This window comes from Sedimentitalea sp., from assembly GCF_039973035.1.
Taxonomy (GTDB): domain Bacteria; phylum Pseudomonadota; class Alphaproteobacteria; order Rhodobacterales; family Rhodobacteraceae; genus Sedimentitalea.
Map to the genome: position 1 here is coordinate 1 of NZ_JBDWLR010000062.1, position 15526 is coordinate 15526.

The following is a 15526-nucleotide window of genomic DNA, read 5'->3' on the forward strand; positions in this document are numbered from 1 at the left end:
GCCTTTGTTCCGAAGGGGACTGATCCGGATTGGATCATCAACTTGGCGAATATCCATCTCTGGCTTGGCGCGCTTTGCTTCTTTCTCGGAGCTGTACTGATGATGCACGAAAGCCGACAGGTCAAAACCCTGGGGAAATCGGCGTGACGATGAAGATCGCATCATGCGTGTCGGGGACGAGATTACATCAACCTCATCAATCAAGTGCTCGCCCGGTTCTTTGCGGAAACTGCTCGGGCGCGCAGTAGGACTTGCTCACGCATTGCTTGAAAGGAACCACCTCTCGAGCCTCGAATGTTGAGCCTCGCTGCGCTGTTTCTGGCGGCGTCCTAAGTGGCCGTACCAGCCTAAGCTGAAGAGCAAATTCTGAGGCGAGTCGAAGCTGGAAATGCTCCGATTGGCGGAGCCTCAGTGACCGTATAGCGGGCGGGGTCGGACGCACCGACATACATTATCGCGGTAGTGAAGAAGGATGATAGTATTTGGGCCTCCAACCCGGTCGGCAGCACGATTTCCGTGCTGGACTGCAAGACCGGTGAACCGCTTTCGCCGGAGACCGGATTCAACTTCGACGGCAAATTGGGTCAGATGCAAGGCGTCGCCATCGCCTCGAACGGAGATGTCTGGACAGTCGACATCGGGCACAGCCAGATCGTCCACATTCCCAAAAGGGAGCCATCCAAAGGGTACATACTAGGCCCAAGGTTGGAGGGAAAACCCACGAACGGTACCTTCAAGTTCAAAAATACGTTCGGCATTGCCATCAATCATCATGATCGTATTTGGGTGGGTGACGGTAGCTCCAATACCGTAACCCGCTGTCCGGCGAACGATCCCAGCAAGGCCGAGGATTTCGAGGTCGGCTGCGGTCCGCATGGCATCGCATCCGACAGCCAAGCCAATGCGTGGGTCGCCAACCTTGTGGGCCATCCGGGCACAGCGGAAAAACTGGCCCTGATCAAGCAGAAGATCGATGCCGAAGCCGATGAGAGGCAACCTTTTCTTGCTATCACCTGTAGGCGTTTGGATTGCAAAACCTTGACCAACTGTCTGACGGTGCAAATGCAATTACATCTGACACTTAACCATCTAACACGGCCCGGCCTTAACCCTTCGGAGATTAACTACCGAACGCCATGACCACGAGGCCGGCCACGATCAGAGACAGTCCCGCCACCCGAGCGTAGGTCAGAGTTTCGCCAAGGATCAGAACAGCCGATGCGGTGACTATGATAAAGCTCATTGCGACGAACGGATAAGCAAGTGAAAGATCAATCCGTTTCAGGGCAAACAGCCACAAAACGGTCCCGACGGCATAAACGGCAAGCCCCGCCATGATCCAGGGAGAGGTTAGGAAACCGATGACCTTTCCCAGGATCGAAGCACCGTCGACAAAGCGTGCCCTCCCCACTCCGGTCTTGAACAAGGTCTGCCCCATCGCAGACAAAGACACGCTCGCAAGGATCAAGGAGAAGGCGCTTGGGGTCATGGTTGGTTTGGCTCCATTGAAACGTGACGTGCGAAGAGAACGAACATTTGAACATTCCCTACCCATTGACCGATACACAGCGCATCGACCAAGCCGCGCCTTGAGTATAGAACTGTTTCGCGTATCAAGCTGACTGTCTCGTCGGCCTCACGACGTATTACGCGCGTTTCATCATGAGATTTGGCAAAATTCTTCGAAGCCGCTGACAGATACTCGGCGAAATCGGCGTTTAAGGTCAAAATCTCTGCCCGCATCGACATGCGCATTGAAGAGGCACGCTTGAGGCACGTCAGGCTCCATAGTACCGCACCCTTCGAGCCCGCCCATGTCCTGATCTTCGAAATCAGCAAAACTTGCACCTGACCGGACCGCAGATTGGTTCCGCGCATCCAGACGTAATGCGACAAATCTGCAGCAATTCTGGTTTGAGACGGCGTCCCCACCGCAGGTGGGGGCGTGTATAAATTTCTATCATCCGCGAGTTCCTATCTCTGTAGGCAAGGGATTGATGCAAAAAGTTTGAGCGACTAACACTAATACCAATTTAATTAACGTCCTAAAATGTGGAACGTCATTTCTTGTTAAACCATCAAACCAAGTTTTTCCTAACCATTTTTTACTGCCTGGCGCTATTCCTGCTGGCTTTTGTCCTACGTGCCCAAGGAGCCGACTATGGCTACTTTCACGGTGACGAAAGGATTTCGGACGCCGCAAAGGTCCTGACAGGGGATCTGGTGCCGGGTCAGCACTTTTATCCACCGCTCATAAATTACGTGAACGGCGTCGCATTCGGCGGTCTTTTCGCAGTCGGCTTACCTCTCGGTTGGTGGGATGGTGTCGGCTCTTTTCGCGCCCAGTATTTCGACGATCCAACGGTTTTCTATGTAACCGCGCGGCTGGTCACGGCTGGCCTCGGGGCGCTTCTCGCCCCTCTCTTCTATTTCTGTGCGCGCCGGCTCGGATTTGGGCAGGTTTCGTCGCTGGTGACGGGCCTTTTCGCGGTCGTCTACCCACTTGCTGTTTACCAATCACATATCGCCAAGGGCGATGTTGCCATGGCGAGCTTTATCGTTGCAGCCATCGCTGCGACGCTGGCGCGCGTTGATACCCAGACGCCTTTTCGCTGGGATGTTCTTTTGGGTGTCGCGGTCGTGCTCGCCGTCAGTTTCAAACACTCGGCGGTCTTCATACTCGCGCCACTGGTATTCGGACATCTTGCGGTACTGGCCTATTACGAGGGGTTGAGCGCCTGTGGAAAAGCCATTCTTCGCGGACTCCTATCTGTTGCAGTTCTATGGCCGCTCCTAAACATCGGCACCTTGCTCGACTTCAAGACGTTTCTGGAATATCAACAAATTCAGTCTGTTATGTCCGTTCGCGGCTCAGATCAACCGCTCAGCGGGCTTGTCACCCTTACTGAACGCGTCCCGCAGGCTGTGCTGGGCATGAACCCGGTTCTCGGGCTCGCGGCCCTTGTGTTTCCAGCGTTTCTCCTGACGCAAATATGTGACCGGCAGTACAAACCACTGTTGATGGTCGTCTGGGGTGCGTTGATGATCGGCACAGCCGCCACCGCCATTCTGGTTGGTCCACGTCAGCCCGAACACCTCTGGATCGGAAATTTCGCCGGTTTCTTGCTCCTTGCCGGATTGGGGCTGATCGGACTGTTTCAAGTCGCGCGCCCCGGCCTACGACACCTCTATGGACTAGTCATCGCCGCCGGCTTGGGGCTTTCGGTTTGGGGTGCGTTGCAACCGATCATACAAGCCCTCGCAGACCCAGTTTATCGTGAAACCGACGCGATTCTGCGCGACCGCTATGCCGATGCACGCGTGCTAAGCATGGCAGATACAGAGATTCCCATCGTACAGGCCGCGCGCGACATGCAGCATGCAAGATGGGATCATCTGGCAGAAAAATACGGTGTGACACTGCCTGAAATGGCCGAGGAGCGGCTGAAAGAGATTGCTTCGCCGGATGCTCAGTTCATTTACCCGATGCCCGTGGCGATGTACGGGCTAGAACATGTAGACGAAGACGCCGAGGGCTACACGGTTCAGGCCCACGCCTGGCCATTGCAGTCAGAGGAATGGCAGTTGAACTACTGGCTGGAGCGCGGATTTAGCGCTGTACTTCTCAAAGATCTGGACTATCTGCGCAACGAAGTCGGCTCTCCACTTATCCGCAACTTCGCGGCCGAGGTGCTGGAGCGCTGTGCGTTCATAGACTCGGTTGCCCCGAGAAAACCATTGTTTCTAGAGCGGGAGGTCAGTGTCTTCGATTGTTCTGAGCTACCGTAAGAATCAATCGGCTTGAAACTGCCTTAGTAGTGCTGTCAGAAAGTCCCGTATCGTTTGGCGTATCAGGCGATCCTAGGAGCACCCCCATCTCGTCTGCACCTTCTTCTGATATTCGTTTTGAAATGATAATTTCATAGATCACGAAAGTTGACGGGCAAGATCACTAACTCGACCTGGGCATTCGGCTCATAACGGAATCCGCACGCTTCTAAGCGTTTTCGCTTCGACGCCAGGAAAGTGATAGCCGGTGGCCTGACGACAGAAGATCGCCGGACTGCTTCAAAGGACTAATGCTCCACATCGTGTCGAAGCGGAGGATACAAGTCTGAAGTCTTTGATTTGGTGTAGCGTGGCGGAGAGACAGGGATTCGAACCCTGGAGACGGTCTCCCGCCTACACACTTTCCAGGCGTGCGCCTTCGACCACTCGGCCACCTCTCCGTGGGGGCGATATGTGCCGGATCATGCGACGCAATGCAAGCTGGAAAACGCTTCCGGAATCAAGTTGCGAGTCCGGAAGCTCTTTCCTCTGTTCCAGCCCTTCTGAACCGGGTTCAAGGCGCCACGCGACGCCAGTCAGGCCGAACGCCGGGATGAGAGAAGCGGGCCCGAGGCATGGACAAAACCCGAAAGGCATGGCACCCAACGGATCAGATCAACTGGAGCACGCGTTCATGTCCGACATCACCATCGTTCCCGGCCCTGACACCAGCCGCGCCTATCGCATGGCGCTTGGGTGTTTTGGCACTGGTGTGACGGTGGTCACCACCGCGACCGACGACGGACCGCTGGCAATGACGGCGAATTCGTTTGCCTCGGTTTCGCTGGATCCGGCCATGGTGCTTTGGTGCGCTGCGAAACATTCAAAGCGCTATCACGCCTTTACGACTGCACAGGATTACTCGATCCACATTCTTGCAGAAGATCAAATGGAGCTGGCGCGTCATTTCTCTCAGATCGGCACTGATTTTTCGCCGACCAACTGGCAACCGGATGACTCTGGCGTACCCATTTTGCAAGGGTGCATCGCGCGGTTCGATTGCCGCCAAACGGCGCTGCATGACGCTGGCGATCACACCATCATCGTTGGCCTGGTCCAGCGTGTAATGCGCCGTCCCGGCACCGGCCTCTTGCACAAATCCGGCCAGTATGGCGGGTTTTCCGGCTTCGGCGACGAGGGTTAATCGTCAAGAGTGCCGTGAATGGCGAACTGATCGATCCCTGCCGCCTGCGCCTTGATCGTACGGTAGGCTTCGCGCACACCTGCTTCGGATAGTTCGCGGGCGACCGTAATCAGCGTGTTCGCATCATGGTCCTCGCACAAGTCGGCCATATGGGCGATTTCGCTTTGCGCAACGCCGCTCGCCTCTTCGACCGAAGGTGCCCCGTAGAGATCGACAAAGTGCTGCGCCAGCGCCTCAGTCAGCGCGGCAACCTCGCCCGGTTCGACCTGCGTGACCGCAACAAATGTGACCCGGCCAAATGTCTCCAGGCCCAGCCAGCCATTGGCAAAGGCCTGCTGTGCCTTGCCGCTCAGATCGGCCTCGGTCCAGTTGGAAAATTCGAACCCGCCGGAAATGCACCACTCACCGGTGCGCGCCGGGTTGTGAAACACGTTCTGGTCGCTCTCATCAAAATGAATGGCCCGTGCCAGCTTCATGCAGTCTCTCCCAACAGGGTACTCATCGGCACCAGATGTGTCGTTTCACCGTCCCGGATCAACATCCCGAACCGTTCGTCGGTGCCGAGGAATGTCCCACTTCGCCCCGCGCGAGTCACCGTCTCGCCGGTTCCGTGCAACAACCCCGACCACGCGGCATGCAGAGGTGCATTGCCCTCGTCACTCCAGCGATTGATCCAGACCAGACAGTGCCGTGTCCAGCTTTCCAAAAGGTGCGTTGGATCGACTTCGGCACAGCCTTCGTCATAGAGCGCGGTCACATCCGGGTTTTCCCCGGGATCGTCTCCGGTTTGAAGGATCGGCACCTCCAACCCGACGATCATCCAGTCAGGTATCTGGTCCACCGCCCCCGCTGCGGCAACGCGCAAACCGCCACAATAAGCGCCGTTGAACCGAATACCGCCGTCCCATTCCAGATGGACAGCCACTTCCGGAGGGGCAAGCGCTCCGAATGCGTTCTGAAACCCGACACCACACAAAGGCAGCATCGCCATTGCGTCCTCTGTCGTCACCTCGGGCGCAAAGACAATCGCCGCCCGCAAACGGTCGGCCTGTACGTTGTGCACAACCGTGCCACCTTCGCAGCCCCGCATCGCCATGGCACGGGCCGTTTCAAACGGATCATCCGCGCCAACGACCGCCACGCCAGCCATCAAGGGTGGAAAGCGTGGTGACCGGGTCATGCAAGCCCCTTGGCGATCAGGTTGCGGGCCACATGGCGAAACGCCTCGGCCTGCGGGCTGTCAGGTTTACTGACGACAATCGGCGCGCCACCATCCGCTGCGAGCCGAATATCCAGATGCAGCGGGATCTCGGACAACAACGGCACACCCAGCTTTTCGGCCTCGGCGACAACTCCGCCATGCCCAAACACATGCTCTTCATGACCGCATTTTGAGCAGATATGCGTGCTCATGTTTTCGATCATGCCAAGGATCGGCGTTTTCAACTGGTTGAACATGTCGATGCCCTTGCGCGCATCCAGCAGCGCCACATCCTGCGGTGTGCTGACAATGATCGCGCCATCAACGGCGAATTTCTGGCTCAGCGTCAGCTGCACATCTCCCGTACCCGGCGGCAGATCTACGATCAGCACATCCAAGGCGCCCCATTGCACCTGCATCATCATCTGCTGCAATGCACCCATCAACATCGGGCCACGCCACACCACCGCCTGATCGTCGTTGGTCATCAGACCCAGCGACATCATCGTAACGCCGTGATTGCGCAGGGGCAGTATCGTCTTGCCATCCGGGCTTGCCGGCCGTCCTGAAACGCCCAACATGCGGGGTTGGCTGGGACCGTAGACATCCGCATCCAGCAGGCCGACTCGCCGACCTTCGACGGCGAGTGCGCAGGCCAGGTTGGCCGCCACGGTCGACTTGCCAACGCCACCCTTGCCCGAGGCAATCGCGATGATCCGGTCCACCCCCGGCACTTTTTGCGGACCCTGCGGTTCCGCTGCCTTAGCCGGTTTCAGATCGGGTGGCGCCTTTTGGCTGTGCGCGGTCATCATTGCCGACACGTTGCCCACGCCGTCCAGCGCCTTGACCCGCGCTTCTGCTTCGGCGCGGACCGGCTCCATCGCCTTGGCATGCGCCGGGTCGATTTCCAGCACGAACCGCACCGCGCCGTCCTCGACGTTCAGCGCCCTCACGATCCCGGCGGACACAATGTCTTGCCCGCTTGCCGGGTCGGTGATCTGTTTCAGTTCGGCCAGAACCGACTCGCGCGTTGCCATCTGTTATTCGGCCCCTTTGATGGTGCCCGTCACCACATGCTCCACATCCAGACCGTCGACGGTCAGAACCACTTTGGCCTCATAGCTCTTGCCCTTGGTATCGCCCGCCTCACGCAAGCCGTCTTCGATCGCCTGCTGGCTGGTCACACCGACCTGTTTCAGAAATTTACGCATCGACATGTTGAAATCGTCGCTCATGGTCTTTCTCTCCATCCGCTACCGGCAATTGACGCAACACACCCTGGCCCCGTAGGATCTGCAAGATGCGTGCGCTGCTTCTTTGCCTCACTCTGCTGCTGAGTTCCAGTCCGGTCGCCGCTCAGGACAGCCTTGGCCTTGCGGTTCCGATCACCGTGGTCGACAGCGGTTTGCTGAAACACATCCTCCCGCGCTTTTCGCTCAAGACGTCCATTCGCGTCACCCCGGATGCATCCGGGCCAATGCTGCTTGCCCCCACCCCGCCCGGCGTGCCGGTGTTTCAGGGCGATGGCGTTACCTATCATCTGCGCATTGCGGACGATCCGCGACAGCAACGATTTCTTGACTGGCTGCTTTCCGACACCGGCAAGACCACAATCGAGAGTTTTCAACGTGACGGGGCTCATCCATTTTCGGCGCAATTTGCGGTAACGGAAGCGGCCAAGGCCCCGGTTGTCGATGGCTATACCACACGCGGCGCAGAACTGTCGCGCCTGCATTGCGGTCGCTGTCACGTGGTTGGTCCCGAAAACCGGATGAACGGTCTTGGCTCCACACCTTCCTTTGCCGTGCTGCGCAGCCTGCCTGACTGGATCGAACGTTTCGAGCAGTTTTTCATACGCAATCCTCATGGTGCCTTTACCCAGATCATCGACGTCACCCCGCCGTTCGATCCGGAGCGCCCGCCGCCTATCGTGCCGGTAGAAATGACGATAGACGATATCGATGCCATTATTGCCCATGTCGCGAGGACGCGCGCCGCAGACCTCGGCGCGCCGCTGGCGCTTCAGTGATCCCGTCGTTTTGACAGATAGTCGTCGGTTGTCCGCACCCGTGGCTTTTCGGCCCCTGCAAACGGATTATCCTTGCTTTGAAATTGCGCGTTCACCCGGCAGTCATCGCACATTTGTATGATGCGCGCCTGCTCTGAGCTTGCGAACATCGGATGACTGTCTGCAAGCTTTTCCATGATCCGCTCGACAGTGGATTTCACACCATAAAGCGCGCCGCATTCGATGCAGGCAAAGGGTTCTTCTTCGTTCAGCACCCGCTGTGACAGCGCCGCCTCGCTGGTATCCATCTGCGGCGTCAATGTGATCGCGTTCTCCGGACAGATCGTACGGCAAATCCCGCATTGCAGGCAGGCATCTTCCTGAAACCGCAGTTGCGGCATATCCGGATTGTCGATCAACGCACCCGACGGGCAAAGCGACACGCAAGACAGGCACAAGGTGCAGGCATCCGTATCGACAAGAACCGCGCCATAGGGCGCCCCATCCGGCAAAGGCAACGGCGCATCTATGTCCGGATTTAACGCCTGCGCCGACAGCCGGGCGATCTGGCGGCGATTGCCAAGTGGCAAGACTGGCGAAGATGTGACCGGTTTCGTTTCGGCCATGTAAAGTGCATCACTCATCAGGTCAGGGTCTGCCTCATCAAGCAATGTCACACGTCCCGGCCCGGCCATGGCCTCTGCCAGCGCTTGCTCTCGCAACAGAGCGTCCCGTTCCGTCGCGGCGCCGATCAGCACATCGACTTTGGCAAAACCATGCGCCAATGCCCCCAGCATCTCCGCATGGCCAAAACCGGATACAACAACTAGTTCCAGCGGGATTACATCAGCAGGCAAACCCCGACCAAACCGTGCCGCCAACCGGATCATTTCGGCGCCATGCGCATCATGCATCAAAAGGCGCGGCGCTGTACCACCCGCCGCCTGAAAACTCTCGGCCAGTGTGCGGACCCGCGACAGAACATGCCCCACCGGCGGATCCTCGTAGGTGATCGCCGTCGATGGACATAATGCAGCGCAAGCGCCACAGCCCGCGCAGATCATAGGGTCGATGGCCACCTGATCGCCATCCGGTGTGATCGCACCGGTCGGACAGATATCCAGACAGTTCGAGCATCCAACCTGCCCGGCGCGGGAATGCGCACAAAGGGTCTCATCCAGCCGGACATACAGCGGCTTTTCAAAGGTTCCGATCAATTGCACCGCTTCGAATGCGACGCTTTGCACCGCCAGTTGATCGCGGGGGTCCGCACGCAGATACCCTTCGCGTTTTTCCGGAGCAGGGGCCATTGACGCATCCCCGGTCACATCGATCACCAGATCGCAGGTTGACCGTGCGCCATCCTGCGGCGCGCTCCATCCGAACGCTCCTCGTCCGCCCGGCGCGATTTGTTGCAGCGCATCGATCAGGATCTCAAACCCTCCGAGCGCTCCGCTCACACGCCTTAGCCTGCCGCGCACCGCGTCAAACGAGCGGCTCACTGGCGGCTCGGCTTCATCGGTAATCAGCACCGTGACCGTCAGCGCATCGGCCAGTTGTTCCGCCAGAGGCAGCGCAACGTCACCCGGCCCCATGATGAAGCAAATCCCTTCAGACACGACATCAAGACTGCGCACCGCTGTCGCTGGCAACAGTGCTTCGGCCACGAGCGCTGCCATTTTCGGCGCGGCATCGGCACCCTGCTCTGACCAGCCTGCCCGGTCACGCAGATCGACGAACCCCGGCGACTCAACCCCGATTTCCTCAGCGAATTCCTCGAACCGGACACGTTCCTGTTGGCAGGCGATGATCGTGTCGCCCTCTTCCATCAGCTTGGCCGCTGACATGATCTGTGTTGTGCAAAGCGCCGTATGAACCCGGGAACAGGCCACGTCACAAACACCCGCAATCGCCTCCGGATCGACGGTTTGCGTGCCCATGCAGTCACACAGGATCAATGACTTGGCCATGAATACCCTCCCCGGCTCCGCGTCGCTGCGCAGCCGAAACCTAGGCCGAGCATGCAGTCGAGGTAAAGCGATTACATCCAGACAACCCGCATCCTGCCAAAGAACAGCCACTAAAATACACCGGTATAAGTTCACCTGTATGGCTGCCGGGCGGAACAGCTACGACTTTGGTCGCAGGAAACCTCCGGACCCCACCCAAAAAACTTGGCGAAGAGCCAATTTTATCCCATACTCGGTGAACGCGCGCGGGAGGAAATGTGTCAAGAACTGCCGGACAAAAGGTTGAAATGCCCCTTGGGGTCGTCGTTCGCAAGACGCCTGGTGTAACCCGCTGGGCCAAGTGGAACTGGTCGGCTGTTGCCGTTCTGCCCGGCGCTGCGCCCGCGCATTGGCTCGAATTGCGCCGCGAGGGAAAGGCTGTCGAATATCATGCGGCTACTCTGACATTGACGCTCTGGGCCACTGACAGCGAATCCTACTTGGCAAACCTTTCTGACAGTTGCCCATCGGTATACGTGGTGATGCGTGACGAGGGCACCGACGATCCGCTTAACATGTTGCTGCTGACGGCCTCGCCATACGAAGGTCAGGACTATGCCGACAATGGCGAAGATATCGTCGAAAAAGTGCCCATGCCCGAGGGGCTGGTCGCCTGGGTGCGGGATTTTGCGCTGACCCATCATGAACACGAAGCCTTTGTGAAACGCCGCCGCGACCACGAGCGGGTTGATCTGAAGCAAGACGGCAAGGGCGACGCACGTATCCGCCAGACCTCAGACGTCTACCGTGCGCCAAACCGGGGGCTGGTATGACCCGCGAGCACGATTTCTGGTCGCGCCGCCGGGCGGCAGTCGAAGCCGAGGCTGGCGCCGAGGCGGAGGCCGAAATCGAAGCGAAACGCGCCGCATTGGAAGCGCGTGAGGATGCCGAGGTCTTGCAAGAATTGAACCTCCCTGACCCTGATACACTCTGCGCTGATGACAATATCAGCGCGTTCATGGACCAACTCGTGCCAGACCGCCTCCGGCGCCGGGCGCTGCGGCGGTTCTGGCGACTCAATCCTGTGTTGGCGAATGTGGACGGGCTGGTTGATTACGGCGAGGATTATACTGACAGCGCAACCGTCGTCGAGAATCTGCAAACGGCGTACCAGGTCGGCAAAGGCATGCTGAGCCACATCGAGGCCATGGCTGCCGAGACCGAAAGCGAGACTCCCGCGCCAATGGACGAGCCCGAAGAAGAGATCAATGTCGCCGCTCTCGCGGAGGAGGCTGCGCCCGCAGCCGACACAGGCAAAGAGGCGGTCCCCATCGGGGACCCCGATGAGCCTGTCACCCAACCGACCCCACACCGCATGCGGTTCGACTTTCCCCAAGAGACCGCGAGTGAGAGAACCTGAATGAACAATGCTGCCGAAACCGCAACCAAAGTTCCTGCCGAAGATCGGTTGCGTGCGGATTTCTACAATTTTCTCGGACTGCTGCTTGCCGGTCCCCCTGATCAAATCGTGCTCGATCAAATGGCGGGCCTCACCGGCGACAGCACCGATCTGGGACAAGCCATCGGAGGCATGGCCCGCGTTGCCAGAGTCACCAAACCGGCGACCGCCGAACGCGAGTTCAACGCACTTTTCATCGGGCTTGGCCGAGGCGAGTTGCTGCCCTATGCGAGCTATTACCTCACGGGCTTTCTCAACGAGAAACCTCTGGCGCAGCTTCGCGCTGACATGGCCGCGCGGGGCATTACCCGCGCGCCGAACGTCTATGAACCTCAGGACAACATCGCCAGCCTCATGGAAATGATGGCAGGAATGATCGTCGGGCGTTTCGGTGCTCCTGCCCCGCTGAACGACCAAAAAACGTTCTGGACGCGCCATATTGGCCCCTGGGCCGGGCACTTCTATACAGACCTTGAGGCTGCCGAACACTCGGTTCTCTATGCTTCGGTCGGTACCGCCGGTCGTGTGTTCATGGAGATCGAGCGCGATGGCTTCAGAATGACTGCGGGTTAGACCCGCCTTTTACCGCCCCTGCACCGGGGCAAACCGCATAACGGACAAGGAGACACTCCGATGCGCAAACCCAAGGAAGACGGCACCAGTCGCCGCAATTTCCTGAAACTCGCCGGAACTGCAGCCCCCGCTGCCGTTGCTGCCGCCGCTCTCGGCGGGTCCGAGGCCGAGGCCGCCGACCTTCCGGTCGACGAGACCCGCATTCAGGACACGGCGCATACCCGCGCCTATCTCGACTCGGCCCGTTTCTGAGGTCGACCACATACCACGATTGCGCCCGGTAATCTAAATCGGACGACATCCCCCAAGGCAGACGGTGGCGTGACGCCCTGACGCCGGATCAGAGACACCCAGCCAGCCACCGCTTTGGCCAGCACGGAAGGAAATGAACATGCTTAGGAAAAAGACCAACGGGGTTGCACGACGCCCCCAGCGGGCAAGTATCCTGTCTGACGTGACAGAAAAATCGGTGGATCGCCGCGCATTCCTGCGCGGATCGGGCCTTGCCATTGGCGGCCTCGCCGCAATCAGCGCCACAGGAGGCACCGTCACCGCCGCCAACGCCCAGACGGCCGCCGGGGCTGCGGTCGAGACGATCAAATCAGTCTGCACCCATTGCTCGGTTGGCTGTACCGTGGTTGCCGAAGTGCAGGACGGCGTCTGGATCGGTCAGGAACCCGGCTGGGACAGCCCATTCAATCTGGGCGGACATTGCGCCAAGGGCGCCGCGGTTCGCGAACACGCCCACGGCGAGCGCCGCCTGAAGTACCCGATGAAGAAAGAAGGCGGTGAGTGGAAGCGCATCAGCTGGGAACAGGCCATCGACGAAATCGGCGACGGCATGATGCAAATCCGCGAGGAAAGTGGGCCCGACAGCGTTTATTGGCTCGGTTCTGCCAAATACAACAACGAACAGGCCTATCTGTTCCGCAAGTTCGCCGCCTATTGGGGCACCAACAACGTCGACCATCAGGCGCGTATCTGCCATTCGACCACCGTTTCGGGTGTGGCGAATACATGGGGCTACGGCGCCATGACCAACAGCTACAATGACATTCACAACAGCCAGGCGATGTTCCTGATCGGCAGCAACCCTGCCGAGGCGCATCCTGTCTCGCTGGTCCATCTGCTCAAGGCCAAAGAGCAGAACAACGCCCCCCTGATCGTCTGCGATCCGCGCTTTACCCGCACGGCATCGCACGCGGATGAATACGTCCGCTTCCGGCCCGGCACCGACGTGGCGCTGGTGTGGGGCATTCTCTGGCACATCTTTGAGAACGGTTGGGAGGACAAGGAGTTCATCCGCACCCGTGTCTGGGGCATGGATCAAATCCGCGAAGAAGTCGCCAACTGGAACCCTGAAGAAGTCGAGCGTGTCACCGGCGCGCCAGGCAGCCAGTTGCGCCGCGTCGCACGGACGCTGGCCAACAACCGGCCCGGCACGGTCATCTGGTGCATGGGCGGCACCCAGCACACAAACGGCAACAACAACACCCGCGCCTATTGTGTGCTGCAACTGGCACTTGGAAACATGGGCACCTCCGGTGGTGGGACCAACATCTTCCGTGGCCACGACAACGTGCAGGGCGCGACCGATCTTGGCGTTCTCTCGCACACATTGCCGGGCTATTACGGCCTGTCGGCGGGGGCATGGGGTCATTGGGCCCGTGTCTGGGAAGAAGACCCAGAATGGCTCTCTGCACAGTTTGCCAGCATTGCTGACAGCGAGGGCAAAGAAACCTCGCTTCAGAACCTGACGGGTATTCCGGTCAGTCGCTGGATCGACGGTGTGCTCGAAGACCCGGACAATATGGACAACCCCGACAAGGTGCGCGCCATGGTTCTGTGGGGACACGCCCCCAACAGCCAGACGCGCGGCAAGGAAATGAAGACGGCGATGGAAAAGCTCGACATGCTGGTCGTGGTTGATCCCTATCCCACCGTCTCGGCCGTGCTGCATGACCGCACCGACGGAGTCTACCTGTTGCCAGCCTGCACCCAGTTCGAGACCCGTGGCTCTGTCACCGCCTCAAACCGGTCCCTGCAATGGCGCGACCGGGTGGTCGAGCCACTGTTCGAAAGCTTGCCGGACGAGGTCATCATGGCCAAGTTCGCCAACAAGTTCGGCTGGGCCGACCGGCTGTTCCGCAATATCGAGATGGAAGACAGCGAAACCCCTGTCGTCGAGAGCATCACCCGCGAGTTCAACAAGGGTATGTGGACTGTCGGCTATACCGGTCAGTCACCCGAGCGGATCAAGCTGCACATGGCCAACCAGCATACGTTCGACCGGACGACGCTGCAGGCGATTGGCGGACCTGCAGATGGTGATTACTACGGCATGCCGTGGCCCTGCTGGGGCACGCCCGAGATGAACCACCCGGGTACACCCAACCTTTATGACATGTCCAAACCGGTGGCCGAGGGTGGTCTTACCTTCCGCGCCCGGTTCGGCGTAGAGCGGGATGGCGACAACCTGCTTGCCGACGGGGTCTATTCCGTTGGGTCCGAGATTCAGGATGGGTATCCAGAGTTTACCTACCAGATGCTCAGGGATCTCGGCTGGCACACCGATCTGACGGACGAAGAACGGCGCGCCATTGGGCGGGCCGCCTCACTGGAAGGTTTCAAGGAAGTCGGCGAGGCCGGGATGTCTCCTTTCCCGTCCGATTACGATGATCGTGTCAGCAGCGTGAACTGGAAGACCGACCTGTCCGGCGGGATCCAACGGGTTGCGATCGCTCATGGCTGTGCGCCCTTTGGCAATGCCAAAGCACGGACAGTCGTCTGGACCTTCCCTGATCCAGTACCGGTCCACCGCGAGCCGCTGTATACACCGCGGCGCGATCTGGTGGCTGATTATCCGACCTACGAGGACCGCAAGTTCTATCGACTGCCAACCATGTATGCGTCGATCCAGAGAAACGACTTCTCTCAGGAATACCCGATGATCCTGACATCCGGTCGGCTGGTTGAATACGAAGGCGGCGGCGATGAAACCCGGTCCAACCCCTGGCTGGCCGAGCTACAGCAGGACATGTTCGTCGAGATCAACCCGAGAGACGCCAATAATCTGGGCGTCCGCGACGGTGCGCAGGTCTGGGTCGAAGGTGCCGAGGGGTCAAAGGTCAGGGTGATGGCCATGGTGACCGAACGGGTCGGAGCGGGTGTGGCCTTTATGCCCTTCCACTTTGGCGGCCACTTCGAAGGCAAGGACCTGCGGGACAAGTATCCGAGCGGGGCCGACCCCTACGTTTTGGGTGAAAGCACCAACACCGCCCAGACCTATGGATATGATTCCGTCACACAAATGCAGGAGACCAAGGCCACTCTCTGCAAGATCTCAGCAGCATAAGGAGTAAGA

General features: G+C 59.1%; 15 protein-coding genes and 1 tRNA gene. 9 read left to right on the top strand and 7 right to left on the bottom strand.

Annotated features, from left to right (window positions below; translation table 11 throughout):
- Positions 1-462 precede the first annotated feature (462 nt).
- Positions 463-1140, top strand: a complete 678-nt coding sequence (locus ABJO75_RS16125; RefSeq protein WP_348127099.1) for a hypothetical protein — start codon at positions 463-465, stop codon at positions 1138-1140.
- Here the strand turns inward: ABJO75_RS16125 and ABJO75_RS16130 are convergent.
- Positions 1121-1489 carry a hypothetical protein gene (locus ABJO75_RS16130; RefSeq protein WP_348127102.1) on the bottom strand — a complete coding sequence of 123 codons (369 nt, stop codon included), beginning with the start codon at positions 1487-1489 and terminating at the stop codon, positions 1121-1123. The two genes, ABJO75_RS16125 and ABJO75_RS16130, sit on opposite strands and share 20 nt — an antisense overlap.
- Positions 1490-2067: 578 nt before the next feature.
- Here ABJO75_RS16130 and ABJO75_RS16135 point away from each other — a divergent pair.
- On the top strand, positions 2068-3789 hold the full coding sequence (locus ABJO75_RS16135) for a phospholipid carrier-dependent glycosyltransferase (protein WP_348127105.1): 1722 nt from the start codon (positions 2068-2070) through the stop codon (positions 3787-3789).
- A 350-nt stretch (positions 3790-4139) separates the two neighbouring features.
- On the opposite strand, the gene ABJO75_RS16140 is transcribed toward ABJO75_RS16135, so the two are convergent.
- A tRNA-Ser gene (locus tag ABJO75_RS16140) sits at positions 4140-4229 on the bottom strand.
- Positions 4230-4462: 233 nt separating this feature from the next.
- Between ABJO75_RS16140 and ABJO75_RS16145 the strand changes: the two genes are divergently transcribed.
- Positions 4463-4972 (top strand): flavin reductase family protein, encoded by a 510-nt coding sequence (locus ABJO75_RS16145; RefSeq protein WP_348127108.1) that lies wholly within the window; start codon positions 4463-4465, stop codon positions 4970-4972.
- On the opposite strand, the gene ABJO75_RS16150 is transcribed toward ABJO75_RS16145, so the two are convergent.
- Genes ABJO75_RS16150 through ABJO75_RS16165 form a run of 4 tightly spaced genes read right to left on the bottom strand, consistent with a single transcriptional unit; the run spans position 4969 to position 7408 of the window.
- The gene (locus tag ABJO75_RS16150) at positions 4969-5448 is read right to left on the bottom strand and encodes a DUF6505 family protein (protein WP_348127111.1); all 480 of its coding nucleotides are present in this window, start codon (positions 5446-5448) and stop codon (positions 4969-4971) included. The genes ABJO75_RS16145 and ABJO75_RS16150 overlap by 4 nt on opposite strands.
- The gene (locus tag ABJO75_RS16155) at positions 5445-6152 is read right to left on the bottom strand and encodes a DUF4444 domain-containing protein (RefSeq protein WP_348127114.1); all 708 of its coding nucleotides are present in this window, start codon (positions 6150-6152) and stop codon (positions 5445-5447) included. The genes ABJO75_RS16150 and ABJO75_RS16155 overlap by 4 nt, the downstream gene beginning before the upstream one ends.
- Positions 6149-7210 carry an iron-sulfur cluster carrier protein ApbC gene (gene apbC, locus ABJO75_RS16160; protein ID WP_348127117.1) on the bottom strand — a complete coding sequence of 354 codons (1062 nt, stop codon included), beginning with the start codon at positions 7208-7210 and terminating at the stop codon, positions 6149-6151. Before apbC ends, ABJO75_RS16155 begins: the two co-directional genes overlap by 4 nt.
- A gap of 3 nt (positions 7211-7213) precedes the next feature.
- Positions 7214-7408 (bottom strand): DUF6494 family protein, encoded by a 195-nt coding sequence (locus tag ABJO75_RS16165; protein ID WP_348127120.1) that lies wholly within the window; start codon positions 7406-7408, stop codon positions 7214-7216.
- A gap of 65 nt (positions 7409-7473) precedes the next feature.
- On the opposite strand from ABJO75_RS16165, the gene ABJO75_RS16170 reads away from it, so the two are divergent.
- Positions 7474-8202 (top strand): hypothetical protein, encoded by a 729-nt coding sequence (locus ABJO75_RS16170; protein ID WP_348127122.1) that lies wholly within the window; start codon positions 7474-7476, stop codon positions 8200-8202.
- On the opposite strand, the gene ABJO75_RS16175 is transcribed toward ABJO75_RS16170, so the two are convergent.
- Positions 8196-10151, bottom strand: a complete 1956-nt coding sequence (locus tag ABJO75_RS16175) for a 4Fe-4S binding protein (RefSeq protein ID WP_348127125.1) — start codon at positions 10149-10151, stop codon at positions 8196-8198. The two genes, ABJO75_RS16170 and ABJO75_RS16175, sit on opposite strands and share 7 nt — an antisense overlap.
- A gap of 287 nt (positions 10152-10438) precedes the next feature.
- Here ABJO75_RS16175 and ABJO75_RS16180 point away from each other — a divergent pair, with 287 nt between their 5' ends.
- The 5 genes from ABJO75_RS16180 (at position 10439) to ABJO75_RS16200 (ending at position 15517) form a co-directional block, all read left to right on the top strand.
- Complete coding sequence (locus ABJO75_RS16180; protein ID WP_348127352.1) at positions 10439-10963, top strand: DUF3305 domain-containing protein; 525 nt, start codon at positions 10439-10441, stop codon at positions 10961-10963.
- Entirely contained in the window at positions 10960-11550 is a 591-nt protein-coding gene (locus ABJO75_RS16185) for a DUF3306 domain-containing protein (RefSeq protein ID WP_348127126.1), read from the top strand. The genes ABJO75_RS16180 and ABJO75_RS16185 overlap by 4 nt, the downstream gene beginning before the upstream one ends.
- A complete protein-coding gene (locus tag ABJO75_RS16190) occupies positions 11551-12162 on the top strand; it encodes a molecular chaperone TorD family protein (RefSeq protein WP_348127128.1) in 612 nt (203 codons plus the stop codon).
- A gap of 60 nt (positions 12163-12222) precedes the next feature.
- Positions 12223-12414 carry a twin-arginine translocation signal domain-containing protein gene (locus tag ABJO75_RS16195; protein ID WP_348127131.1) on the top strand — a complete coding sequence of 64 codons (192 nt, stop codon included), beginning with the start codon at positions 12223-12225 and terminating at the stop codon, positions 12412-12414.
- 139 nt (positions 12415-12553) lie between these two features.
- Positions 12554-15517, top strand: coding sequence for a formate dehydrogenase subunit alpha (locus ABJO75_RS16200; protein WP_348127134.1), 2964 nt, complete (start codon positions 12554-12556; stop codon positions 15515-15517).
- The last annotated feature ends 9 nt before the right edge of the window (positions 15518-15526 follow it).